The 21,444-nt window shown below is 62.2% G+C and carries 20 protein-coding genes; 9 read left to right on the forward strand and 11 right to left on the reverse strand.

Going from position 1 to position 21,444, the window contains the following annotated elements:
• Positions 1-7: 7 nt before the first annotated feature.
• Positions 8-697, reverse strand: coding sequence for an aspartate/glutamate racemase family protein (locus tag ABUH87_RS17995; RefSeq protein ID WP_367775497.1), 690 nt, complete (start codon positions 695-697; stop codon positions 8-10).
• Between the two features lie 544 nt (positions 698-1,241).
• Positions 1,242-1,364 carry an aa3-type cytochrome c oxidase subunit IV gene (locus ABUH87_RS18000; RefSeq protein ID WP_367775498.1) on the reverse strand — a complete coding sequence of 41 codons (123 nt, stop codon included), beginning with the start codon at positions 1,362-1,364 and terminating at the stop codon, positions 1,242-1,244.
• A gap of 172 nt (positions 1,365-1,536) precedes the next feature.
• On the opposite strand from ABUH87_RS18000, the gene ABUH87_RS18005 reads away from it, so the two are divergent.
• Positions 1,537-2,961 (forward strand): sigma-54-dependent transcriptional regulator, encoded by a 1,425-nt coding sequence (locus ABUH87_RS18005; RefSeq protein WP_367775499.1) that lies wholly within the window; start codon positions 1,537-1,539, stop codon positions 2,959-2,961.
• Between the two features lie 54 nt (positions 2,962-3,015).
• On the opposite strand, the gene ABUH87_RS18010 is transcribed toward ABUH87_RS18005, so the two are convergent.
• Complete coding sequence (locus ABUH87_RS18010; protein WP_367775501.1) at positions 3,016-3,609, reverse strand: TetR/AcrR family transcriptional regulator; 594 nt, start codon at positions 3,607-3,609, stop codon at positions 3,016-3,018.
• A gap of 190 nt (positions 3,610-3,799) precedes the next feature.
• Here ABUH87_RS18010 and ABUH87_RS18015 point away from each other — a divergent pair, with 190 nt between their 5' ends.
• Together ABUH87_RS18015 and trxC are read left to right on the forward strand one after the other, a co-directional pair.
• On the forward strand, positions 3,800-4,018 hold the full coding sequence (locus ABUH87_RS18015) for a hypothetical protein (RefSeq protein ID WP_367775502.1): 219 nt from the start codon (positions 3,800-3,802) through the stop codon (positions 4,016-4,018).
• An 89-nt stretch (positions 4,019-4,107) separates the two neighbouring features.
• Positions 4,108-4,557: a thioredoxin TrxC gene (trxC, locus tag ABUH87_RS18020; RefSeq protein WP_367775503.1), complete on the forward strand. Its 450-nt coding sequence runs from the start codon at positions 4,108-4,110 to the stop codon at positions 4,555-4,557.
• Between the two features lie 34 nt (positions 4,558-4,591).
• Here trxC and ABUH87_RS18025 read toward each other — a convergent pair whose 3' ends face one another.
• Complete coding sequence (locus ABUH87_RS18025; protein WP_367775504.1) at positions 4,592-5,767, reverse strand: GGDEF domain-containing protein; 1,176 nt, start codon at positions 5,765-5,767, stop codon at positions 4,592-4,594.
• Positions 5,768-6,178: 411 nt separating this feature from the next.
• On the opposite strand from ABUH87_RS18025, the gene ABUH87_RS18030 reads away from it, so the two are divergent.
• Positions 6,179-6,919 carry a LuxR C-terminal-related transcriptional regulator gene (locus ABUH87_RS18030; RefSeq protein WP_367775505.1) on the forward strand — a complete coding sequence of 247 codons (741 nt, stop codon included), beginning with the start codon at positions 6,179-6,181 and terminating at the stop codon, positions 6,917-6,919.
• A 46-nt stretch (positions 6,920-6,965) separates the two neighbouring features.
• On the forward strand, positions 6,966-8,315 hold the full coding sequence (locus tag ABUH87_RS18035) for a lipopolysaccharide biosynthesis protein (RefSeq protein ID WP_367775506.1): 1,350 nt from the start codon (positions 6,966-6,968) through the stop codon (positions 8,313-8,315).
• A 103-nt stretch (positions 8,316-8,418) separates the two neighbouring features.
• On the opposite strand, the gene ABUH87_RS18040 is transcribed toward ABUH87_RS18035, so the two are convergent.
• Together ABUH87_RS18040 and ABUH87_RS18045 are read right to left on the reverse strand one after the other, a co-directional pair.
• Positions 8,419-9,138: a helix-turn-helix transcriptional regulator gene (locus ABUH87_RS18040; protein ID WP_367775507.1), complete on the reverse strand. Its 720-nt coding sequence runs from the start codon at positions 9,136-9,138 to the stop codon at positions 8,419-8,421.
• Complete coding sequence (locus ABUH87_RS18045; RefSeq protein WP_367775509.1) at positions 9,135-11,423, reverse strand: GumC family protein; 2,289 nt, start codon at positions 11,421-11,423, stop codon at positions 9,135-9,137. The genes ABUH87_RS18040 and ABUH87_RS18045 overlap by 4 nt, the downstream gene beginning before the upstream one ends.
• 286 nt (positions 11,424-11,709) lie before the next feature.
• On the opposite strand from ABUH87_RS18045, the gene ABUH87_RS18050 reads away from it, so the two are divergent.
• Positions 11,710-12,711, forward strand: coding sequence for a hypothetical protein (locus ABUH87_RS18050; protein WP_367775510.1), 1,002 nt, complete (start codon positions 11,710-11,712; stop codon positions 12,709-12,711).
• 3 nt (positions 12,712-12,714) lie between these two features.
• Here the strand turns inward: ABUH87_RS18050 and ABUH87_RS18055 are convergent, their stop codons facing one another.
• Positions 12,715-14,004 (reverse strand): O-antigen ligase family protein, encoded by a 1,290-nt coding sequence (locus ABUH87_RS18055; RefSeq protein WP_367775511.1) that lies wholly within the window; start codon positions 14,002-14,004, stop codon positions 12,715-12,717.
• A 252-nt stretch (positions 14,005-14,256) separates the two neighbouring features.
• Between ABUH87_RS18055 and ABUH87_RS18060 the strand changes: the two genes are divergently transcribed.
• From ABUH87_RS18060 to ABUH87_RS18070, 3 genes are read left to right on the forward strand one after another with little or no spacing between them, the layout of a single operon-like run.
• Positions 14,257-15,297 (forward strand): sulfotransferase, encoded by a 1,041-nt coding sequence (locus ABUH87_RS18060; RefSeq protein WP_367775512.1) that lies wholly within the window; start codon positions 14,257-14,259, stop codon positions 15,295-15,297.
• Positions 15,294-16,715, forward strand: coding sequence for a pectate lyase family protein (locus tag ABUH87_RS18065; RefSeq protein ID WP_367775513.1), 1,422 nt, complete (start codon positions 15,294-15,296; stop codon positions 16,713-16,715). The genes ABUH87_RS18060 and ABUH87_RS18065 overlap by 4 nt, the downstream gene beginning before the upstream one ends.
• Positions 16,712-17,905 carry a glycosyltransferase family 4 protein gene (locus tag ABUH87_RS18070; protein ID WP_367775514.1) on the forward strand — a complete coding sequence of 398 codons (1,194 nt, stop codon included), beginning with the start codon at positions 16,712-16,714 and terminating at the stop codon, positions 17,903-17,905. The genes ABUH87_RS18065 and ABUH87_RS18070 overlap by 4 nt, the downstream gene beginning before the upstream one ends.
• Positions 17,906-17,939: 34 nt before the next feature.
• On the opposite strand, the gene ABUH87_RS18075 is transcribed toward ABUH87_RS18070, so the two are convergent.
• The 4 genes from ABUH87_RS18075 to ABUH87_RS18090 are packed head-to-tail and all read right to left on the reverse strand — an operon-like array spanning position 17,940 to position 21,382.
• Entirely contained in the window at positions 17,940-18,620 is a 681-nt protein-coding gene (locus ABUH87_RS18075; RefSeq protein WP_367775515.1) for a PIG-L deacetylase family protein, read from the reverse strand.
• The gene (locus ABUH87_RS18080) at positions 18,617-19,534 is read right to left on the reverse strand and encodes a methionyl-tRNA formyltransferase (protein ID WP_367775516.1); all 918 of its coding nucleotides are present in this window, start codon (positions 19,532-19,534) and stop codon (positions 18,617-18,619) included. Before ABUH87_RS18080 ends, ABUH87_RS18075 begins: the two co-directional genes overlap by 4 nt.
• Positions 19,506-20,069, reverse strand: coding sequence for a sugar transferase (locus ABUH87_RS18085; protein ID WP_367775518.1), 564 nt, complete (start codon positions 20,067-20,069; stop codon positions 19,506-19,508). The genes ABUH87_RS18080 and ABUH87_RS18085 overlap by 29 nt, the downstream gene beginning before the upstream one ends.
• A 20-nt stretch (positions 20,070-20,089) precedes the next feature.
• Positions 20,090-21,382 (reverse strand): glycosyltransferase family 4 protein, encoded by a 1,293-nt coding sequence (locus tag ABUH87_RS18090; protein WP_367775519.1) that lies wholly within the window; start codon positions 21,380-21,382, stop codon positions 20,090-20,092.
• Positions 21,383-21,444 lie beyond the last annotated feature (62 nt).

Genomic DNA, 21,444 nt, shown 5'->3' on the forward strand with positions numbered 1-21,444 from the left:
TCCACATTCACCCGAGTATCCACTCCACCGCGCAATCTGCGTGGACGGCCGTGCAGTCAAAGATCGGCAGCACGTTGGCGTCCACGTCCACGATCATCTCCAGTTCGGTACAGCCCAGCACAATCGCTTCGGCGCCTTCCTGTTCCAGAGTGGTGATAATGGTCTTGAGTTCACGCTCTGCCTGTCGGGTCGCCTTTCCGTACATCAGCTCTTCGTAGATAATCCGGTCAAGCATCTCCACGCGCTGCAGATTGGGCGGCAAAAGCTCAATATCGCGGGCGATCAGCTTCTGGCGGTAAAAGCTCTCAAGCATCACGTTGCGGGTACCGATCAAGGCCGCGCGCTTCACACCCTTCTGGACCATGCGCTCCGCCACGCACTCCGCAATGTGCAGGATCGGCACCGACACGGCGGCGGCGACGTCGTCATAGACCTTGTGCATGGAATTGGCGCCGATCAGGATCGCAGTAGCGCCTGCTGCCTCCAGCCGGCGAGCGGAAGCGGAAAGCTCCTGTGCTGCGCGGGCCCAGTCCTCGGCTCCCGAAAGGCGCATCAGCGCGGTAGAATCCAGGCTATCGATGACCATCGGCGCGCTTGCCTGCTTGCCGGACCGCGCTTGGACGCCATGTTGGATGTGTTCGTAATAGGTCTTGGTCGAGTACCAGCTGAGGCCGCCGATCAGGCCGATCTTGCGCACTAAAATTCCTTCCGGTCTGTGCATCGGTCGTTGCGTAGCACAATGCCTAGCGTGAGGCGGCGACTCCCGTCCAGCCCCATGAAGGGCTGGACAGCCCGAACGTCACGACCGGTTCACCATGTCGTTGACGGCCTCCTGCCTGGCCTGGTTCGCTCGCTGGAGGGTACGTCGCGTAGTGCGCGGCATCACGCCATTGCAAACGCTCAGGAGCCTGCCCGAGCGCAGGCCCTGCGGTTCTGCCGTATGGAGTACGGAGCGAGCATAACCACGAGACTCAGGCTCCGTTCGCGACGGCTTGGTGATCTGCAATCTGCCATGAACACCGGGCACCGTCCGGTGCCCTGTCAGCAACCGGGGAGCCCCCTGATCGCCGCCATAAAGCAGCCGGGGATCAAGGCGGTGAGACCCGCACCGGATCCCACACGCACCTCGGCTTCAGGTGCCAGCAGCTTCTTGAGGATTTCGGGCCCCGCCGCAGCGCGTATGTCCCCAGCGGCACGCTCTCTGAGGATGGCAATGCGGCGGCCCAGCGGCACGCCTGCGCTCAGGCGATCAGCATGACCACGGCAACGGCAGCAATGATCGAGGAGATCGTTCCCACCTTAACCAGCGTGAGGAAGCCGCTGTATGTGTCGTTGGCGGCTTTCATGTTCTTGCCGGATGCCATCGTGGTATTCTTCCCTGTTGATGCGGAAACTGGCTTGCGGCTCTAGCCGGGACCCTCTCCGCGCTCAAGTCCTCTCCATAAAGACGCGGAGTGTGGTTGGCTTAATTCCGTCTTTACCCGCTGCGGGTACGAAGAGGGCCGTTGCGAAAGCGAGGGCACACCGCAAGCGAACATGTCCGAATTCGAACCACGCCTGCTGATGCTGATCGACGACGAGCCGGCGCAATGCCGCCTCGTCTCGGCACTTGCCGCCCGCGAAGGTTGGCGCACCATTGTTGCGCGCGACGCTGAGACGGCCATCGCCACGCTTGGCACGCGCCAGGGTATGCAACTCAGCGCGATTATCCTCGATCAGTGGGTTCCGGGCGACGATGCCTGCGCGCTAATTGCTGAATTGAAGTCGCGCCGTCCCGCCATTCCCATACTGATGCTGACGGCCAGCACTTCGCCGCTGCTCGCCGTAGAGGCCATGCGTGCGGGCGCGACCGACTACCTGATCAAGCCCGTCGCACCCGATCGCCTCATGCACGCGCTTCGGGTCGCAACCACGCGGGAAGCGCCACAGGACGAGTTGGCACCTCTTACCGAGAAGATGCCTTCGACTCCTGATTTTGAATCCATGATCGGCGCTGCCTCCACTTTCCGGAAGGCGCTGGCAGTCGCCGCGAAGGCCGCGCGAGGACATGGGCCGGTTCTGATCGAAGGTGAGAGCGGCTCTGGCAAGGAAATGCTGGCGCGCGCCATGCACGCGGCATCCCCGCGTGCAAAGATGCCGCTGCGCATCGTGAACGTCGGAGGAACACCGGCAAATACAATCGAATCAGTGCTGTTCGGGCATGAGAAAGGCGCTTTCCCAGGGGCCTTCGACCGTCAGATCGGCGCGCTACAGCATTGCGATGGCGCGACTTTGGTCCTCGATGAGATCGACCGTTTGCCGCTGACAGTGCAGGAGCGGCTGCTCGAATCGCTGGCGCGCGGCGATGTTCGCCCGATCGGTGTGCGTCACAGTTTCCGTGTAGACGTGCGGCTGATCGCGGCCAGCAATGTTCCGTTGCGGGAATTGGCGGATGAAGGCTTGTTCCTGCCCGAATTGCTTGAAGCTCTCTCTGCAGTAAGCGTGACTCTGCCCCCCTTGCGCGAACGAATTGGCGACATCCCCTCGCTCTCCCGCCATTTTCTCGCACGCATTGGCGAACAGCCCGGCTTGCGAGAGCTCGGAATTACCGATGGGGCGTTGTCTCTGCTCGCGGCCTATGATTGGCCCGGCAATGTTCGCCAACTTCAGGCAGTGCTGTTCCGGGCCGCCGTGTTCTGCGACGGCGACGCCTTGACCTCAGAAGACTTTCCACAGCTTCTCAACATCCTTGGCCCCAAGCAATCCCCAGCTTCATCCACACCCGCGCAGAGCAGCTCCGGCGTCATGCTTTATACGGCCGACGGGAACCTGCGCCCTCTTGACGAGATCGAGGCAGACGTCATCCGGCTGGCTATCGGCCTCTATCGCGGACGTATGACGGAGGTGGCGCGGCGCTTGGGGATCGGCCGTTCGACTCTCTATCGCAAGCTCAGTGAGTTGGGCATCGACAACGCTGCCTGATGCTCTGACCTTTGCTTCCACGGCCTTGCTGAACGAGATGCAGGCGCCTGGGCGTTAGCTTTCGTTCAGCTCGGAGAGAAACTCACCCACAAGGGCGCGTACATCTTCGTGTCCGGTGGTGATACCGAGATCCCCCTCACGGGTCATTGCAAGCGCTACGCTGGTGGCCAGGAGCGCAATTCCCGCAGCTGACAGCCGAGGCGACTGGCCAGAGCGTTCCAGCGCCTCGGCAAGCGCCTCCACCTGTATACGCCGCGATTCCTCGATGAAATGAACGACTTCCTGCGCCAGACCGGGAATGCGGTGCGCGAGCGCCATGAACTGCGAAACCAGGCGAGCATCCGTCGTGTGGATGCACACGTCCCAAATCTCGCGCACGGGCCTTTGCGACGCACGCGCCTTGCTCAACCGCGCGAGTTCGCGTTCCGAAAGGCGCCTGAACGTCTCGATGATCAGGTCGTCCATCGTTCGGAAGTAATAGTAGACGAGGCGCTGCTTAACGCCAATTTGCTCTGCCACCCGTCTGGATGTCAGTGCTGCATGGCCCTCTTCACGAAGAATGGCTTCCGCGCCGTCCAGCATCGCCAGCCAGTTTTCCGACCCGGGAGGGCCCATGCGGCGGCCCGATGTTTCCTGCTTCTCTTCCATGTGCCTCCGGTGATCCCACGCTCGGTACTCGCCTATCTGGCGAGCGTAAAGGGCCGCGAGCGTCCCGGACGCAGCCGATATACAGCCCCTGGGTGGGTATCGCACAGGGCAAGTGAAACGCGCATTTTCCTGGAGGCCGAAGCATGCGCTATGATAAGATCGCCGGCGCAACCACCATGGAGTGGGTCTGATGAGCCGCTACCGCGTCTGCTTCTACAACGACTTGTGCGATTCAACAGGGCACGATCACCACGTGTGCCAGAAAGAAATCATCGTGGCCGGCGTCGAGAATGAAGACGCGGCCATCGCGCAAGCAAAAAAAGCTTTTGAGAAGCACGAACAAATCGCAGACTGGTCCTTGCACGCACGAAGTATCGATTGTGAGTGCATCAGCCAGGAAGCAGACTGAGAAGAAGTCCTGCGAGATAAGAAGTGCAGGCGTGCTTTCACGTCGGCGCACAGCCTCGCACAAGGATCGGTGCACACGCTGAGAGAACGATGCCTGATACAAGAGCCTCCCTTCTGGTCATTTGCCCAAGCTGTAACACAAGCAATCGCGTTCCCGCTCCGAAGCTGGCGAGCCACGGCAAATGCGGGCGCTGTGGAAATGCGCTTTTCACCGGCCGTCCGCTGACGTTGACGCAATCCAGTTTTGACGCACATGCCAACCGCAGCGACATTCCGCTGCTGGTCGATTTCTGGGCCGCCTGGTGCGGGCCATGCCGGCAAATGGCACCTGCGTTTGAGGGTGCCGCACGTGAACTTGAGCCTTATCTGCGCCTGGGCAAGCTAGACACTGAAGCGGAACAAGCGATTGCAGCGCGTTTCGCGATCCGCCCGCTCCCTACGCTCTTGCTCATCAGAAAGGGGGAAGAAGTCGTCCGCAAGTCGGGTGCCATGCCGGGCAGCGCGATTGTTGCCTGGGCGCGCCAAAATCTGGCTGCGTAACCGTGTCCTGCCCTTCAACCCTTGCGAGAAGCCGTCACGAGGCTGCAGCCAGTGTAAGCGGCCGAGCAAATTCGATCCGGTTCCGCCCCCTCTCCTTCGCGAGGTAAAGAGCGCGATCGGCTGCAGACAAGAGATCGGTCAGACTCTCTCCGTCGCGGCCAAGTTCCGCCAGGCCGATACTGACGGTCGCTGCTACTCCCACGCCCTGGACGTGATCGACCACGGTCGTCGCGAAGCGAGCGGCAATGTCGCTACCCAGCGATCCTGCGCGTTCTCTGGACACTCCGGGCAGCAGCGCGACGAACTCCTCACCGCCCAGACGCGCGAGAACCGGCCCCTGCCCTGCTGCGCCCCCCACCACGCGGGCAAACAGTTTAAGCACCTCGTCCCCCACGGCATGCCCGAAACGGTCGTTGATCGTCTTGAAGTGATCCAGGTCGAACGCAAGTAGCGAACAGGGCTTGCCGCCGCTTGCCCGCCCCAAAACGCGCTCGCCTTCCTCGAAAAACCACCGCCGGTTACCCAAGCCGGTGAGATAGTCCGTCCGCGATGCCTTCTCCAGTTTGGCGTGCGCCTCCTCTCGGATGAGAGCGAGCAGCGCCATCGGAAGGCCCACGGAGTACAAAACGCCTTCGTACATCGTCACTTTGCTGGCGACCGTAAGGATCGATGCCCCCCATGCGGAAACGAGCAACGGCAGCACCATTGCTCTGCACGCATAGAAAAGCCCATGCACAGCCGCAAAAGCCACCACGATACGCCATGAACGAAGGTGACGGAGCTTGTCGCACCGCTGAATCTCCCATGCCGTTAGCCCGCAAGCTACGGCGATGGGCGCCGCGCTGACATAGCTCCACAGCACCTCCGACCATCGCACACCAGCGGTCATCCAGAGAGAGGCCATCACAGCAAGGAGCCCCATGGAGAATGCGCGCCGACTTCGTCCTCGCAGCGCAGCAACACCATTGAGAATTACAAGGTAGCCGGAGAGCATCACCATGTTGCTCGCCGCGGCTCCGATGGGTTGCGGCCACCAGTCCCTCACCGTTGCGAGCGTACACCCGATCGCAAGAGCAGCGTAGCCAACGGCAAGGAGGCCAAGTTCTTTGGCTCGCTCGGGCCGCGCGTGCCGCTCCCATGCGGTCATGCCTGCGCTGAGCAAAAGCGTGCCGATCGCCAGAAAATACAAGGTGAGGAGATCAAAACGCATGTGGCCACCGGCTTCCTGCCGGGCACCTAGCGGGGAAGTCTGAAATTTCGCGTTAATGCCCGGCAAGCAACAATGCTTGGTGGCGTACCCGGCCTGACGCCTCCCATTCCTCCGCGACTCGACGCGGCGATGAGAGGGACTGCACTTTGGACTAATCCTTTGTGATTAGGCCAATCGCCATCGTCTAAAAGCTTCTACTCACCCTTCCAGAGCAAACATCTTTGCTAACACATTATTAACCTTTGCTTTCTCGAAACAGGACAGCAGTCCATTCGGAGTACTTGGCGCTCCCCCTGACATAGGGTATCTTACTGAAATCAAGCAATGATCCGGGTCGCGTGCCAGGGGCACAACTAAATCCGCAATGGAACCGGTGCGCATTTCGCTGCCGGAAACAGACAGGGGATGTCAATGACGACCGGAGCAACCGATGTCATTCTGCTTTGCCGTAACACCATCATTCGTGAAGGACTGCGACGGATACTGAATAGCGAAGCCTTCAACGTGGTTTTCTCAACGCATGATATAGCGGAGCTTGAGCAACTGGTACCTGTATCAGAGAACGCTATCATCCTGATCGATGCGGGTTCGGACGAGGTCGATATTGAAGCTCTTGCCGTTGCCCGCGCCCGTTATCCATCGTCTCATCCGGTCATCCTGTCGGACCGGTTCGACTATCAGGGCATGGTAGTCGCGCTGCGTCACGGCGCTCATGGCTACATCGTCAAGGAGATCTGCTGCGAGCCGCTGATCAGCAATCTGCAACTGGTTGCGATGGGCGAAAAGGTTCTGCCTTCCCAGCTCGCGGATGAATTGCAGATGCGGCCGATCACGACAGCGCCGATCGGAGGAACCGCGGCTGCAGCCAGCAACCTTTCGGAGAGAGAGCTGGAGATCCTGGAATGGCTCATCATGGGATGCCCCAACAAGGTCATTTCCCGCCACATGGAGATCAGCGAAGCCACCGTTAAGGTTCATGTCAAAGCCGTTCTTCGCAAGCTGAGCGTCAAGAACCGGACACAGGCTGCGATCTGGGCCGCCAATCATGGTCTGCGGCCCCGAGACATGGAAGAGGCGGCCGATTTCGACGCGGCCTATCTGACAGGTCAGACGGCGCCGGCACGCTCGCTCGGCATCCCTGCGCACGCCTGACACATCAGACACAATCATGGCCACAATGGTCAGTCGGTGGGGTGCCATGGCAGCTAACGCTGCCATGGCCTTGCGCCACCCTGGAAAGGCAGAGCGTGTTCGACTGATCGCAATCGGTCACTTGCTCTCTGGCAATTTTCTGAGCGCCGCGTTGATGCTGGTGAGCATCGCGATAGCCGCACGAGTGCTTGGCCCCGAGCGCTATGGGATCATGGTGATGGTCCTGTCCTTCAGCCGGCTGGTGGAACGCGTGCTCCGATTTGAATCGTGGCAGGCGCTCATCCGTTTTGCTGCCCAGGAAGAGCAGGAAAGCGATTCCAAGCGACAATCGCGCCTTTACGCCTACGGATTGCTCCTCGACATTGGCGCAGCCGCTCTCGCCGCGCTGGCATCGATAGGCCTGGCCCTGATCGGACAGGCTCTGTTCGGTATTGAGCCGCTTCACGTCGAACTTGTCGCGATCTACGCGGTTGCCTTGCTGCTCAACCTCGGCGGAGTGCCGACAGCAGCGCTGAGGCTCGCCGGCCAGTTCAGGCTGCTCGCCTATGCACAATTGGTGGCGAACGTGCTGCGCATAGGCCTGGCAGCTCTCTGCGCGGGGATCGGAGCGGGATTGATAGGGTTCATCACCGCATGGACCGTCGCGCAGGCAGCAGGATCGCTCATCATCTTTGCCTTGGGGATGCGCGCCTTGAAAGGCAGCGGCATTCCCTCGCCCTTCAAGGCGCGTCTTGGCGGCCTGCATCGCCAGTTCCCGGGATTTCTGAGCTTCGCCTGTTCGACCAATCTGTCTTTGACACTGCGCGTCATCACAACCGAAGCCGACTCCCTATTCGTCGGCACGGTAGCAGGCGCGCCCGCGGCCGCTATCTATCACCTGGCCAAACGCTTTGCGAAAGTGGCGATGCAGGTTGCCGCGCAGGTGCAGGCGGTGATCTATCCCGACGTGGCCCGCATGTGGGCTCGCGGGAATGTTGTTGGCTTCCGGCGGGCGACATACAACGCGCAAGTGGCTTTGGCGCTGGTGGGGATACTCATGCTTGTCGGCGCGGCGGTGATCGGCCCGTTCGTTCTGCGGGCCGGACCTGGCGAGTCGTATATGAGCACCTACCCTCTCCTGCTGGCCCAGCTGGTGAGTGTGATCCTCACGCTTTACGCTGCCCCCTCACGCTCGGCGCTACTTGCCATGAACGACAGTTGGCATGTGCTGAAGGTCTCGCTGTTCGGAACCGCTCTTTTCACAGTCATCGCGGTGACGACGGTTCCGCGTCTTGGCGCGATCGGAGCAAACCTGGCTCACGTCGCTTTGGGAGCATTCATTGCCGTGGGCCTCGGCTCTCGCCTGTTCACGCGCCTGCGCAAACACCAGCAGACCGCCGCGCCGACAGAAAGCTAACCGGAATACGATTGGCAATGTATTGGATCAGTCGCTCTCGGCGGATCCCTTGTACGGCCGTTCGCTGCCAAGCAGAACTGGACCGGCAGCACACAAACTCCCCCTACGATTTTGGGAGCGATCCGGTTCCATTGGCCAGAAGCTGAGCCACGATCTGCGTCCGGTTCGTTACACCGCTCTGCGCCATGATCGCCCGGACATGCACCTTCACTGTGCTTTCGCTGATGGCTAACCGTTCTGCGATAGCCCTGTTCGAAAGACCTTTTGCCAGCAGCTGAAGCACTTGCTTTTGCCGTTGCGTGAGGACAGCTGCGCCATCGTCGGAGATAGTTGGCGACGTGCTACGAGCCATTGCTCCGCCTCCCGCCGTCTCCGAACGGGGCGCCAACGAGGCCAGCAAGTCGCCAGGGACGACGACCATACCGCAGCGAATGAGCTTTATGGCAAGAGCGATGGCTTCTCCGTCCACCGAGGTTGGCAGGATGGCGCGAGCTCCGGCCACCAGGGTACGTAACAGAGGCTCTACACCACCAAGATCGACAAGGGCGATCAATGCCGCCTTGGGCCATCGATAACTCGCGGTGTTCAGGCTCTGCACGAGCACGGCTCCCTGGGGATCCGAAGAGGGGAGAATCACAACGTCGGGAACGCTGCTGCCCACGTAACCGCTCAGCGTGTTGGCGGTCATGATTACTCCGTCGAGGACGTCCTCCAACGCAGCAGCGGTACAGGACCTGCTGACAGCGTTCGCCTCTACGACAAGTATCTTGATCTTGTGCTGACCGGCCCCGTTCGAACCGTCAGCCGGCAGCAGGATCGTCATCGTGCCGCTGCACGCCCGTAAAGCGCATGGAGCCGGTCCCGCCACACTTGCAACCAACCGCGGCGAAGCTCTTCGCGGTCAGAATAGTAGCTGGCCGCGCCCATGTAGTAATCAACGGCGCCGCCATATCGCCGACGGGCATGCTCACGGTAGTCGACCTGGTTGATCACCGCGCCTGTGGCCTGGTTCTGAAGCATCTGCATCGCAGCGCTCATCTGCCCCGTTGTCGTGCTACCCCAGCGTACGACCATCAGCGTGCTGTCTGCCGCGCTGGAGAGCAAACGCGCGTCATGGACCGCAAGCACCGCAGGCGCATTGATGACAATGAGGTCGAACTGCTCACGCAGGTCACTCAGCAGACGCGTGATTTGTGACCCCCGGATCAGGGCTGCAGGATCTGGAACGCGCACTGGCGTGCTGAGCACCACGGGAAGATGCGCAGCCTCACCCTCGGCCGGCGCGGACCGGCTGGCATCCGGCGGGGGCAGAAGATCGGGTAGCTCTGACTTGCCGGTCAGGTAGTCCAGCAGGCTCGGTGCATCACTGTTGCTCTGGATGGACCGCAAAACACCCGTACCGGTCCGTCGCAGGTCCAGGTCTACAACAACGGCACGCCTTCCCAACGCTGAGGCAGCTGCCGCGAGCGTCAGGGATACGCTGGACTTGCCGTCCCCAGGGAGAGGCGAGGTGACCAGAATGCTCTGCGGCCCGGCGCCATGCGCCAGATCGGCAACCTCGTGCGCCAGCGCACGGGCCACCTCCGCGTATAGGGACTGCGGATCCGTCAGGACGGGATTGCTCTCCATCTCTTCCGGTAGCGGGTCCTTCAGCTTGGGCAGCATGGCGAAGGTGGGTAGGCCATACAGTCTCTGGAGTTGATCCGAGGTGCGCAGACGATTGTCGAACATCTCAATGGCAAGGACCAGCAGCAGAGCCAGCAGGAAGGAGCCCACCAAGGCAGCCAGCACCGCTTTCTTGGGAGTGGGCGAGACGGGCACTGTCGGCACTGTAGCCGCAGAAACCATGGTGGAGTTGATGCCGGTCGTGTCCAGCTCCGCCTGGATGGTCTGCGCGCGCTGAGCGGTTGTAATGTAAGCCTGCCGAGCCACCTCCACCCGGCGATCAAGCGCGGCGAGATCGACGTTCGCCCGGTTGCTTGCAAAAGCGCGATCGGTCAGCTGCCGCACGCGCGCCTGCAGCGATGCTGCGCGAGCGAAATCCGCGCCTGCTTCGCCGGAAGCCAGGCGCTGCTCACGAGCAGTTTCTGCCGCGTTACGGGCGGTTTCCGCCGCGACGACAGACGAGCGCACCCGGGCCATGTCGGCATCCACCTGGGCGATCTGAGCTTCCAGGCGCTGCATCTTGGGATGAGCGCTGCCGAGTGCCACGGACAGATCCGAGCGCTGCTGAGCCAGGGCTACCCTCTCCCGCTCCAGCTGCTGAAGCACCGGAGACGTCGCCCCTGCGCTCGTCCTCGCAAGCGCTGCACTCCTTACACCAGCCGACCGGACCGCGCTGGCCGACTGCAAGGCAGCGGCGCTGGCAGCCTCGGAAGCGAGCCGGTTGATTTGCTGGTAATCTTCAGCGCTGCCTGCGCCGATGAGCATCCGGTTGTCACGCCTGAAGTCGGCTACGGCCTTTTCCGCCTCGCCAAGTTCGGCCGCCAAGCGCTCGCGCTCGATCGCGATTTCGCGCAGGAGCTTGTCGCGCCAGTTCTGACGCCTTTCTCGCCGCAACTCCTGAAGACTGTCGACGTGCTGGTTTGCGATCCGCTGCGCGAGCTGTGGGCTTCCCGAGCGAACGGCGATGTCGATGAAGTCAGAGTCGTTCGTGCTGACCACCCGCGTGTGGGTGCTAAGCAGGCGCGCCGCGCCCTGGATGGTCATGGTACGGCCGCCTGTGAACACCGGGTTGGTGTCAAGCGCGAGGTCCTTCACCACCTCCTCGGCGAGAGCGGACGAGCGATATATGCGGGCTTCGTTGGCGACCCGCTGCAGATTGCGCGCAGCATCGGCCTGATTAGCACCGCTCGAATCGTTCAGTTCCACCTGAACCGTTGCGGTCGCCTCATAGAGCTCGTTCTGCCGCAGCTGCATGATCAGCACTGCAATCACGCAGGCTGCGACGATGCTTGCAATCAGCACCGCATGCCTGCGGACGAGATTCCATATCTGATGCGGCGAGAGCGGCTGCCCTGCGCTACCGCTCTGCCGTGGGGCGCCGTCAGCGTCGGCAGCACCGCCGCTCACGTAGGGGGAAGGGAGGATGATGGGAGTGCTCGCCACGTGCAGTCGCCTTTATCGCTAAGGCGCCCCCAGCCGGAAGCGCCGACCAGGGCAGACTGATGGAAGCCATGTCCTGCGGCAAAGGCTCTTGCGGGACACGGAAAGAGCAAAGGTAGTACGCGAACTGCTCAGTAGAGCGCCTAGGCAGACCTCAAGCGGCTTTCGCATGGTCGAAGCGACTTGAGGCGGTACCAAGCCAAGGCGCGCTACATCGCCTTTTGCTCATGCCCGCTACCCATTTGTTGCAACTCGCCAAAGCTTCAGGTCGCCCTAGAACGGCAACGCGATGAATGCGCCACCCGCCCCAAGGATCGGCCGCCTCGATGAGGGTGAGCTGCACCCCGGCTCGCTGGCCGAACAGTTCATGTCCGGCTGCCTGGCGGTTCTGGTTCGCTGCCCGGATCTGAAGGGCCGCCTGTGGGAGCCTTTGCTGGAATGCCGGGATGAGCAGTTGCCTTGGGAAGCCCCGCTGCTGGACATCGCACGCAATCACCATGGCTCTGGAGACATCACGACGGATCTTGGAGACCTGTTCTATTTCCAGCTTGGTCTTCACGGCTACATCGCCCGCAAGATCGAACTTGAACGAGATCTGCATGGCGGCATCCAGGCTTGCCCGCCTCACTTTGCGCAGGGACCTGACCGATTTTCGTCCTCTCCATCAACGCTGATGGAGTGCTGGGATTTGGCCGATCGTCTGCTTGAGGCGCTGACGCCGGAGGGGCGGGACCCGCCACCTTCCCGCATCGCTGTGCAACGGCTCAAGTACCAAAGCGGGGTATCCGAGTTTGATGCGCTCAGCGACCTCACAAGCAACTCGTTGGGTCGGTGGGGCCGGCTGGGGGCGAGAGTCGACCGCACGCGGCTAACCGCACGAGGCTGGCTCAAGCGCAAGGGACCATCGGATTTGTATGCTCTGCTGAACGAGGTGCCGCTCGTCAGGCAGATCGGGAACCGGCTCAATAAGCTACTTGAGCGGTACGACGCCATCGCCCGCGTTGCGCCCGGCGAACGTGTGATCGAGGCAGCGCACTATGATCACCGTTACTTCAGCGCCCTGTGCGGCAATCGCCCTGACATGGTCACCCAGATTTACTCCCATGGGCTATGGCAAGACCTCCCCGTCGGTCTGGATGAGCTGGCCATTCTTCCGGGCGAACTCGCGGCTCGACGGTTCGGGCTCCCAAAGGTTCTTCACCGCGTGCTCCATCGGCAGTCTTCGAGTGCAGCTGCATCCCCAACGGACGAGCGAACCCGCAACGTCACACTCCTGCTCGGTGCAGTTTGAAGGTCAGCTCACGGCCCGGCGTGCGTAGATAGTGCTGAGCGCAAGCATGATCGGCACGGCCCAGTTTCTTGAATACATGTGCGGAAGCGAACTGGTATAGATCAGAAAGACGATCACCACCGAGATCGCCATTGCACCTTCCCTGGGGCGGATTCTGAAGCCTTGCACCGCAAGGAGGAGCAGCATGCTCAGCATGGCGATAAGACCGGCAAAGGCAATGATCCCGCCCTCGTTCCAGATCAGCAAGTAGAGGTTGTGAACCGGATTATCATGGGCACTGACGAGCCGATACTGATCCACGCCCATGCCTATGAAGGCCGTATCCTCCGCGAAGTGCCACGCTTCCTCCATCAACTCAGCGCGATTGACGAAGGTGCCTGCCTGATTGAGATCGCCACTCTCCACGGCAGAGCCGACTCTCTCCTGGAAGGTTGAAGGGAGAGGTGCGCCACTGGCCAGGAAAATGCTGGCCGCTATCACCACCGCAAGCAGCAGACGCGCCAGGTAGCGAACTCCTAGAAGTGTGATGGTGACCAGAGCAGCAAGACTGGTCGCTGTGAAGCCCGTGAAGGATGCGCTCAGCATCAGCCCCCAGACCAGGATCACGGCGCAGCATAGGCCGACGATGGGGGACAGAATGCGCTCTCGAAGACAGTAGAGCAGCATCGGCATGGCGAACGCAACAGAGGCACCGTTGGGGTTCGGCTCCCCTGCCATCGCGCCAACTCGCCCATTGCCGCTGATGAAACCATCGCCAAAGTAAGGCAGCACGTCATCGAGCGTAAAGAAGAAGCTCGCGGCTACGCCGATTGCCTCAGATGCTGTGACGCCCATGACGAATACCGCGCAAAGGCGGCGGGTCCGATTCGGGTCCTGGCTCATCATCAGCATGGTGACGCCCAGGTACGCCATCGCGTACTGCGATGCGACATTCAGCCAGCGAAGCGGCTCCCCATTAACAAGACTGCTGACAAAAAGGCCGCTCAGCATCATGAGGAGCCCTCCGACCCAGAACGGCGTCAGGGAGCCGAACGGCGTCGCCGTCACACGGCCTTGCGCGAGCAGGATCATCAGAGAGCAAAGCAAGAGCGCGTCGGTCAGCGTGAAATTGATCGTCCCCACGCGAGCCAGATTCCAGGTACTGAAGAACACGGCACCGGCCAGGAGAAATGACCCTATGCGGGTCCAGCCAAGCGGGGCCGCCTTCGCGCCGATGTGGGAACGCTGACCGAGTTGCCGCGCATCGTACATCGCACGATTGGAGGCATCTGCTGAGGGTGACGTCGTAACCATCTGACGCCAACGTGCGCCCGAGAATAGCCCGCGGCAAAAGCCCATCGGCATCATTCGACATTTCTAAGGGATTAGCTCTCCCGCCGCGCCGCGCGTTCTGGTCACGCAATTCCTGCTCCCGTGCGCGGCCATATGGCTAGGTGTCAGCCGAGCCAACTACCCGAAATCGCCGTCCTACCCCCCTCCGTTTCTTTTGCGAGCCACAGCGCCAAACGCCTAATCTTCGCGTCGGATCTCACTCGGGAGAACAGTGTGTTCGACGTCGAGCCGAAGCGTAGCGGACCTAGTTCAATGGCTCATATCGGGCGTGCAGACCTTGCCTCTGAGGCCGAGTTGCCACCGGCGCAAACTGCCAGCACCACCGCAGCAGGGTCGCCGATCAAAGTGATCTATATCGCAGGCTACGGCCGTAGCGGCACCACCTTGCTCGACATCGCCCTCAGTCAAGCTGCCGACGTGATGGGCGCCGGGGAGATGAGCACACTGGCGCGGCACGTGTGGGACAATCGCGAATTCTGCGCCTGCGGCAAGGCAGTGCCCGATTGCGAAGTATGGAGTAGCATCGTCGAACGCTGGCTTCAGAGTCAGGGTACACCCGCGATGGCCGCGCATCGCAGGCGTCAGCCTTGGCGGGAGGCCCTGCTCGGACCGGGCCGCCTGCTCGACCGTCTACGGCCTCATGCAAGGGCTGCCTACGGGCACGAGACGCTTCAGCTGTTCCGCGAAGTGACGCATGTCACCGGTCGTCCCATCGTCGTGGATTCCTCGAAGCTACCCGGACGAGGCCTCGCACTCGCTGCGATCCCCGGTATCGAGCTATACGTCGTCCATATGGTTCGCGACGGTCGCGGCGTCGTCTGGTCGTTGCGAAAGCCCTACAAACGGGACGTAGAGAAAGGTCTTCAGCGCGATCTCAACCCCAAGCCGCTCTTTTATGCAGCACTACGCTGGATGAGCGTCAATCTCGCGGCAGAAAAGCTCTGCGGTTACGTGGGACCGCACCGAAGCCTGCGCATCCGCTACGAAGACTTCGTTGCCGCCCCCGAAGAGACGGTCGCCGCAATCCTGTCCTTGGTTCGGGGGGCGCCGGTCGGGAGCCGTGTGCTTCCGGAGTCCGGAGCTCTTGAACCATGGCACCAGATGGCTGGCAGCCGCCATCGCATGCAGCGGACGATCCGCGTTCGGGAAGACGGCAACTGGAAGCAGGTCATGCCCGCAGATCAGCAGCGCTGGGTGACGCGGCTGTGCGGCCGGCTGCTGCGACGATACGGCTACCTGGAGCAATCGGCATGAGCAGGCACTCCGCACCCGCGCGGCTATGTGCCCGCGGCCGTCCCGACCCTCTGCTCGGCCTTGGCGCAGGCGCGCTTCTGCTGCTCGCTGCCTGCAACAGCGAGAGCGGAGCCGAGACTCCGGGCGTCAATCCTTTCAACGCGCGGCCAGTAGCTGGCCCGCTGGCTTTTCCAGGCGCTGTCGGCTTCGGCGCAGGAAGCCGCGGGGGACGCGGGGGGAAGATCATTGAGGTCACCACTCTGGCAGATTCAGGCGAAGGGTCGCTCCGCGCCTGCATCCAGGAGAAGACACCGCGCGTCTGCGTGTTCAGGGTTGCTGGCGTCATCCGTTTCTCTGGGCGGCCGCCCATCATCCGCTCACCCTACCTGACCATTGCCGGACAGACCGCACCCGCGCCGGGCATTACGCTTGCGCATTCCGGCGGTCCCGAGGGCCGTACGCCGCTGCTGATCAAGAACACACATGACGTCGTGATCAGGCACATCCGTGTTCGTAACGATCGGTTGGGCGAGAGCCGCGGTTCCGAAGATTCCTTCACCATCGAGACCAGCGATAACGTAATCCTGGATCACGTCAGCGGAAGCTGGGCGCGCGACGAGATCGTCAACGGCTACGGCGACAATGACAGGATCACGATCAGCAATTCGATCTTTGCCGAAGGCATACCCCGGCACGACAAGTGCGCCCTCCTTGCCAGCGATCCGAAGGCAGCACAGCGGCTCAGCTTCATCGGCAACTTGTGTGCGCACAATGGAGACCGGAACCCGGACATAAACTTCCCCCCGGGCTCGTGTGTCGAGGTGGTCAACAACGTTCTTTACAATGCGCAGTCTGAGTTTGCGGAGGTCTGGGAGAGCTTCGGCGGATCACCCGTCTCGATCGTAGGCAACAGCTTCATCGCAGGTCCGGACACCAGCAAGAAGGCCATCGGCATCGCGCTCAATCGTCCTGGTTCGACCGGAAATGCTTCAGTCTATCAGGCGCACAACACGTTCGAAGGCGACTTCACCCATGTAGGCGCAGAGATCGCGACGGTCGCGGCGGACAGTCCCCCCTGCCCGCTGACGCTGCAACCCCTCTCAGCGACCATGGCATTTACCCGCGTCCTGGCAGAGGCAGGTGCATGGCCGCGAGACTCCTTCGATGGCAGGATCGTGCAGAATGTACGGAAGCGATCTGGAAAAATCGTAGCGGCGCCAGGCCCCATTCCCGCAGATGCGCAGAGCGGCGCGAACATGGCGTCTCCTTACCCTGACATCGATCGGGACGGTATGGACGACCGCTGGGAGGAGGTGAACGGCGCCAATCCGTACCAGCCTGACGCGTGGGCGGACCCGGATGACGACGGCGTCGCCCAAATGGACGAGTTCCTGGAGTACCTGCACCGCCGCCGTATGAGAGGAGCGGCGGAAGGATGAGCGCCTCCCTTGCCCTGACGGTGGAGCCGCAGAGCCTTGCACCTGAGTTGCGCGCAGCCCCGCGCCGTACCGTTTGCTTCCCGTTCTCGGGTGACGCGGTGGGCGGAAGCCACTTGTCAGTCCTTGGTCTGCTCGAGCAGCTGGACCCCGACCGCTATCGCGTGCTGATCGTGCCAGAGATTCCTGATGGGCGCGTCGCAGACCTGTTCAGTGCGTTCGAACAAGCTTCCGATCCCGGGGCCGCACCAGCTTTCCGTCCGGGCGAAGCGTTTACGCCCGCGAAGTTCGTCAGAGCACTGCGAGGATCAGGAAGCCGCAGCAAGTTCCTGCGCAGAGCAAAGGTGGACATTGTCCATCTGAACGATGGGCGAAGCTGTGCCAACTGGGCGCTTGCAACCCGGCTCTCCGGAGCCAAACTCCTATGGCACAACCGGGGCAATCCCGACGCACTCGGACTCCGATTTGCAGCCCCCGTACTTGCACACCAGGTCGTCGCCGTATCGGGCTTCGCACTTCCGCGGCGTGGGATCTGGTCCGCGAGCAACCGCGCAAGGGTGGTTCACAGTCCATTCGACACCGATCTTGCCATAGATCGAGCGCAGGCACGCCGCGCCATGGTTGACGCGCTCGACGTCGCGCCAGAAACACTGATCGTGGGCTACGTGGGCGCCTTCGTCCCGCGCAAACGCCCGGATGTGTTTGTGCAAGCCCTCGCCCGCCTCCGCAAAACGCTCGACCGGCCACTGGTCGGCGCGATGTTTGGAGAGGCGCGTGCGCAGGTGATGGCCGACCGCCTGCGCGATCAGATCACAAGCCATAACGCCGGCTCGTGGATCGGGCAGATGGGCTACCGGGAGCCCGGAGCTTTTTGGATCGCAGGTTGTGATATCCTGCTGGTGCCGGCGGTGGACGAGCCATTCGGGCGCACACTGGTCGAAGCCATGCTGGTGGGGACACCCGTTGTGGCGGCGCGGTCAGGCGGCAATATCGAGGCTCTGGATGGTGGGCTGGGACTGCTTGCCGATCCCGATGATGCAGACGCACTAGCCTCCGCCTGCGCACGGCTGGTCCACGAACCAGACCTTGCTACGAACATCGCCGTTCGTGCACAGACCTACGCGCGGGACCACTACAGCCGCGAAACGCACTTGTCCCGGATCTGCGCGGTCTACGACGAAATGTTGGCTTAGCATATCGCGGTTCGGCGCGATGCCGGTCCGCGAGTCAGATGATCTGGCGCACCAGCATGAACGCCTCGGCCGCGTCCCGGAAGACGGTCGCGCCTCGCAACTGCGCTAACGCACGTATGACCTGCGGCGATCGCTCATCCGGTGGGGCTTTCACCTGCGACTGGAAAAGAGCAAACGCGGCGAGCTTCTTCTCAAGCGTGTCACTGATGTCGATGAAAACATTGGGAAGGAAGCCGGGCGTGATACCGGGGGCCCACCAGTTCGTCTCAGACAACGTCTCATAGGCGAAAACTCTTGATGGCGCATCTGAGGAGCGGGGCCGTGCATGGACCAGAGCCGCGTTGAACACGGCCTGATGATCCGCGTGTATATCTCCAAGGAAGGGTATGAAAACCGTGTCTGGGCGCACGGCGGCGAGCGCTTCTTCAAGCGCAGCGTTCAGCGTGCTTTGTGGCAGTTGATCCAGTTCCGCTGCTGGAAAATCGAGAAAGCGCGTATTGGCGACGCCAAGAAGGCTATGCGCCGCCAGCGTCTCGCGCCTGACCTGATCCACAAACTCCGGAGTGAAACGAGGGGGCTGGCCACGAGTCACCACCACGACTTCCACGTGGACCCCTTCGGAGATCAGGCGCGCCATCGTTCCCCCACATCCCAACACCTCATCGTCCGGGTGGGGAGCGACAACCGCTACGCGCTTCATCGAGGTGGCGGTCATGCCGCATGTCTCGAGAGACGGCCATGCAGGATCGGAGGGCGATCCGTCTCGCTCGTCCATTCTGTTGCCCGGACCAGGTTCCCGTCTCCGCAGCGAACGGTAAAGCTGGTATCATCACGTGCCACGACCTGCCCCGCAGCACCGAGGTGACGTCGTCCGCCTTGCACTGGTTCTGCACTCCATACGCGCACTTCGCCGGATCGGCAGGTCGTGAATGCACCCGGATAGGGACGGCCCACCGCGCGGATAAGCCGGAGCACGTCGTCGGCTGGAGCAGACCAGTCTATCTCGCCGTCGGCATCCGTCCTGCGCGCACAGAATGTAGCGCAGCGCTCATCCTGTTTGCGGCGGGGACGCTCGCCATTGGCGAGCGCTGCAAGAGAGCGCTGCAGCATGGTCTTCAGCGCTTCCATGTGCTTGCTGTAGAGCGAGGAAGCCGTCTCCTCGGGCGCGACGTGGAAGAAGGCCTGGTCAAGAATCTCGCCCGTATCCACGCCGTCATCGATCCAGAACAGGGATCCGGCCGTAATCGGCTCTGCATTCAGGATCGTCCAGGGGATGACCCCACGGCCGCGAAGGCGCGGCAGAGCGGCAGGGTGATAGCCAATGACCCGCCCTGGAGCGAGCGCGCGGAAGGCCTCGCCGCAGATCTGGGACCAGCCAATGACGAAGATGTAGTCCGCCTCCACGGCCGCGAGACGAGCAAGAGCGTCCTCATGGTTGACGTTCTTCACCTCCAGCAGCGGTACGCCGTGCCGGGTGGCCGCCCCAGCCAGATCCGCTATGTCAGAATGACGCCCGGCCAGTTCGGGCAGGAGCGTTACGACGGCTGCCAGCTGGCAGCCTGGCGCATGCATCATGGCGTCCAGCGCCACCATGCTGCTATCAACCGCTCCGACGAGGATTGCACGCATATATCTGTCCCGTCCGGCGCTCACCGCCTATGATTACCCACACTGTCCGCAGCAGGATCGCCAGATCCAGCCGCCAGTTGCGTCGCTCCACGTAGGCAAGATCAATCGCCAGCTTTTCGTCCTGCGTAAGCAGAGTGTTTCCGCTGACCTGTGCGAGGCCGGTCAGGCCGGGTGCCACATCGCCGCGATGGACGCCCTCTTCTCCCATTTCGGCAACCGTATGCGGAAGGAGCGGCCGAGGTCCGACGAAAGCCATCTCGCCCCGCACGATGTTTACCAGTTCGGGCAGTTCATCGAGGCGCAGGCGACGAAGAAGACGACCGAGGCGGGGCGTGCGCTGCTGATCAGGAAGCAGTTCGCCTGCCGGATCACGCGCATCGGTCATGGTGCGAAACTTCATCATCTCGAAGGAGGTACCACCCCGCCCCGCACGCATTTGGCGGAACAGCACAGGACTGCCGAGGCCGATCCGAACCAACAGGGCCAGAAGCAGCAGCAGCGGAGCAAACAGGACGAGCAGCATGCCTGCCGTCAAGCGCGCGCCAACCCCGGGCATTACGCTGCGGCAGCCGTCAAAGCAGCGGCATCGCCCCGGACGCCGTCCGGATGGACTGTCACCAGCCCCATCGTCTGGAGCAGCATGGAATTTACGAGGTCCACGTCGTAAGTCCGCACGGCAGTGTCGCGCGCGGCCTTCCCCATGGCAGCGATGCGCCCTGGCTGCTCGGCAAAGCTGATCATCGCCCTGGCAAGCGCGTCAGGGTCGCGAGGCGGAACGAGCAGTCCGTTGACGCCGGGAATGATCGGCTCACGACATCCCGGCATGTCAGTCGTGATGACGGGCCGACCACTCGACAGCGCCTCAAGGATCGTGCGCGGCAATCCTTCCCGGTAGTAGCTGGGCAGCACGAACACGTGAGCGCGGCCGAGGACAGGACGAACATCGCGCGTTTCAGGTAGCAGCCCAATCAGTCCTTCGGCCTCCCAGGCTGCAAGCGCATCGGCCGGTATGCCCGTGGGGTTCTCGGTCTCCGGGCGGCCAAGCAGCAGGAACCGGCTTTCGGGAACGCTGCGGCGCAACTGCCTTGCGGCCTCGACGAATTCGAACACGCCCTTGTCGCGCATCAGCCGGCCCATCATCAGAAACGTCAGAGGCCCATCCGGGAGCGGCTGCTCCATGTAATGGCTGGTGTCCACGCCGGAGCCGGGAACCTGCTGCACCATCTGGCCGGGATCGATGATTCCGTTGTCCAACATTTCCCGCCGGTCATCGCCATTGAACACGAAGACACAGCGCGCCTTGCGCACGCCAGCTCGGTATAAGCGAGAGACCAGGCGCCTCAGGCTCTTGCGTCCCTCGGCCTCGCTGCTGAAGACATAGCCAAGGCCGCTCATGATCGGGAAGAAGGAAGCGATACCCGCCATTCGCGCCGCGATACCGCCATAGATGATCGGCTTCTGCGTGTAAGCCACCAGAACATCGGGCCGCTCGTGGCGCAGCAGCAGCCAGTAGTTCCATAGCGTCCGCACATCCGCGAAAACATCCGTGCCCGCGCGCGACATGGGAGTCACCCGGAACGTCACCCCCCACTCTTTGAGCGTATCCACCACTCCAGATTCGCCGTCGGGCGCACAGGCGATGACCTCGTGGCCGGCCGCGACCATCTGGCGGATCAACGCGCCGCGAAAGTTGACGAGCGACCAGGAAAGGCTCGACAAGATGACGATCTTCATTTGCGCTATCTTCCCCTCTGCCGAGTTCGTTGCCGCCTCGACACGCACCGCTGCGATCAGCGCCGCGCTCTGGCCCAGCCATAACTGATCGGCTGCCACGGCCGGGGTGAGCATCGGTAGACTATCCATCCGGACAGTTCTTGAACGCACCCGGTGCCCAAGTTTTCTCAAAAGGA

The sequence above is a fragment of the Novosphingobium rhizovicinum genome, from assembly GCF_040813635.1.
Taxonomy (GTDB): domain Bacteria; phylum Pseudomonadota; class Alphaproteobacteria; order Sphingomonadales; family Sphingomonadaceae; genus Novosphingobium; species Novosphingobium rhizovicinum.

What these genes read in the sequence shown, in the direction of transcription:
- ABUH87_RS18000 (WP_367775498.1), bottom strand. Translation starts at nt 1,364, where the DNA reads ATGGCATCCGGCAAGAACATGAAAGCCGCCAACGACACATACAGCGGC.
- ABUH87_RS18005 (WP_367775499.1), top strand. Translation starts at nt 1,537, where the DNA reads ATGTCCGAATTCGAACCACGCCTGCTGATGCTGATCGACGACGAGCCG.
- ABUH87_RS18010 (WP_367775501.1), bottom strand. Translation starts at nt 3,609, where the DNA reads ATGGAAGAGAAGCAGGAAACATCGGGCCGCCGCATGGGCCCTCCCGGG.
- ABUH87_RS18015 (WP_367775502.1), top strand. Translation starts at nt 3,800, where the DNA reads ATGAGCCGCTACCGCGTCTGCTTCTACAACGACTTGTGCGATTCAACA.
- trxC (WP_367775503.1), top strand. Translation starts at nt 4,108, where the DNA reads ATGCCTGATACAAGAGCCTCCCTTCTGGTCATTTGCCCAAGCTGTAAC.
- ABUH87_RS18025 (WP_367775504.1), bottom strand. Translation starts at nt 5,767, where the DNA reads ATGCGTTTTGATCTCCTCACCTTGTATTTTCTGGCGATCGGCACGCTT.
- ABUH87_RS18030 (WP_367775505.1), top strand. Translation starts at nt 6,179, where the DNA reads ATGACGACCGGAGCAACCGATGTCATTCTGCTTTGCCGTAACACCATC.
- ABUH87_RS18035 (WP_367775506.1), top strand. Translation starts at nt 6,966, where the DNA reads ATGGCAGCTAACGCTGCCATGGCCTTGCGCCACCCTGGAAAGGCAGAG.
- ABUH87_RS18040 (WP_367775507.1), bottom strand. Translation starts at nt 9,138, where the DNA reads ATGACGATCCTGCTGCCGGCTGACGGTTCGAACGGGGCCGGTCAGCAC.
- ABUH87_RS18050 (WP_367775510.1), top strand. Translation starts at nt 11,710, where the DNA reads ATGAATGCGCCACCCGCCCCAAGGATCGGCCGCCTCGATGAGGGTGAG.
- ABUH87_RS18055 (WP_367775511.1), bottom strand. Translation starts at nt 14,004, where the DNA reads ATGGTTACGACGTCACCCTCAGCAGATGCCTCCAATCGTGCGATGTAC.
- ABUH87_RS18065 (WP_367775513.1), top strand. Translation starts at nt 15,294, where the DNA reads ATGAGCAGGCACTCCGCACCCGCGCGGCTATGTGCCCGCGGCCGTCCC.
- ABUH87_RS18070 (WP_367775514.1), top strand. Translation starts at nt 16,712, where the DNA reads ATGAGCGCCTCCCTTGCCCTGACGGTGGAGCCGCAGAGCCTTGCACCT.
- ABUH87_RS18075 (WP_367775515.1), bottom strand. Translation starts at nt 18,620, where the DNA reads ATGACCGCCACCTCGATGAAGCGCGTAGCGGTTGTCGCTCCCCACCCG.
- ABUH87_RS18080 (WP_367775516.1), bottom strand. Translation starts at nt 19,534, where the DNA reads ATGCGTGCAATCCTCGTCGGAGCGGTTGATAGCAGCATGGTGGCGCTG.
- ABUH87_RS18090 (WP_367775519.1), bottom strand. Translation starts at nt 21,382, where the DNA reads ATGCTCACCCCGGCCGTGGCAGCCGATCAGTTATGGCTGGGCCAGAGC.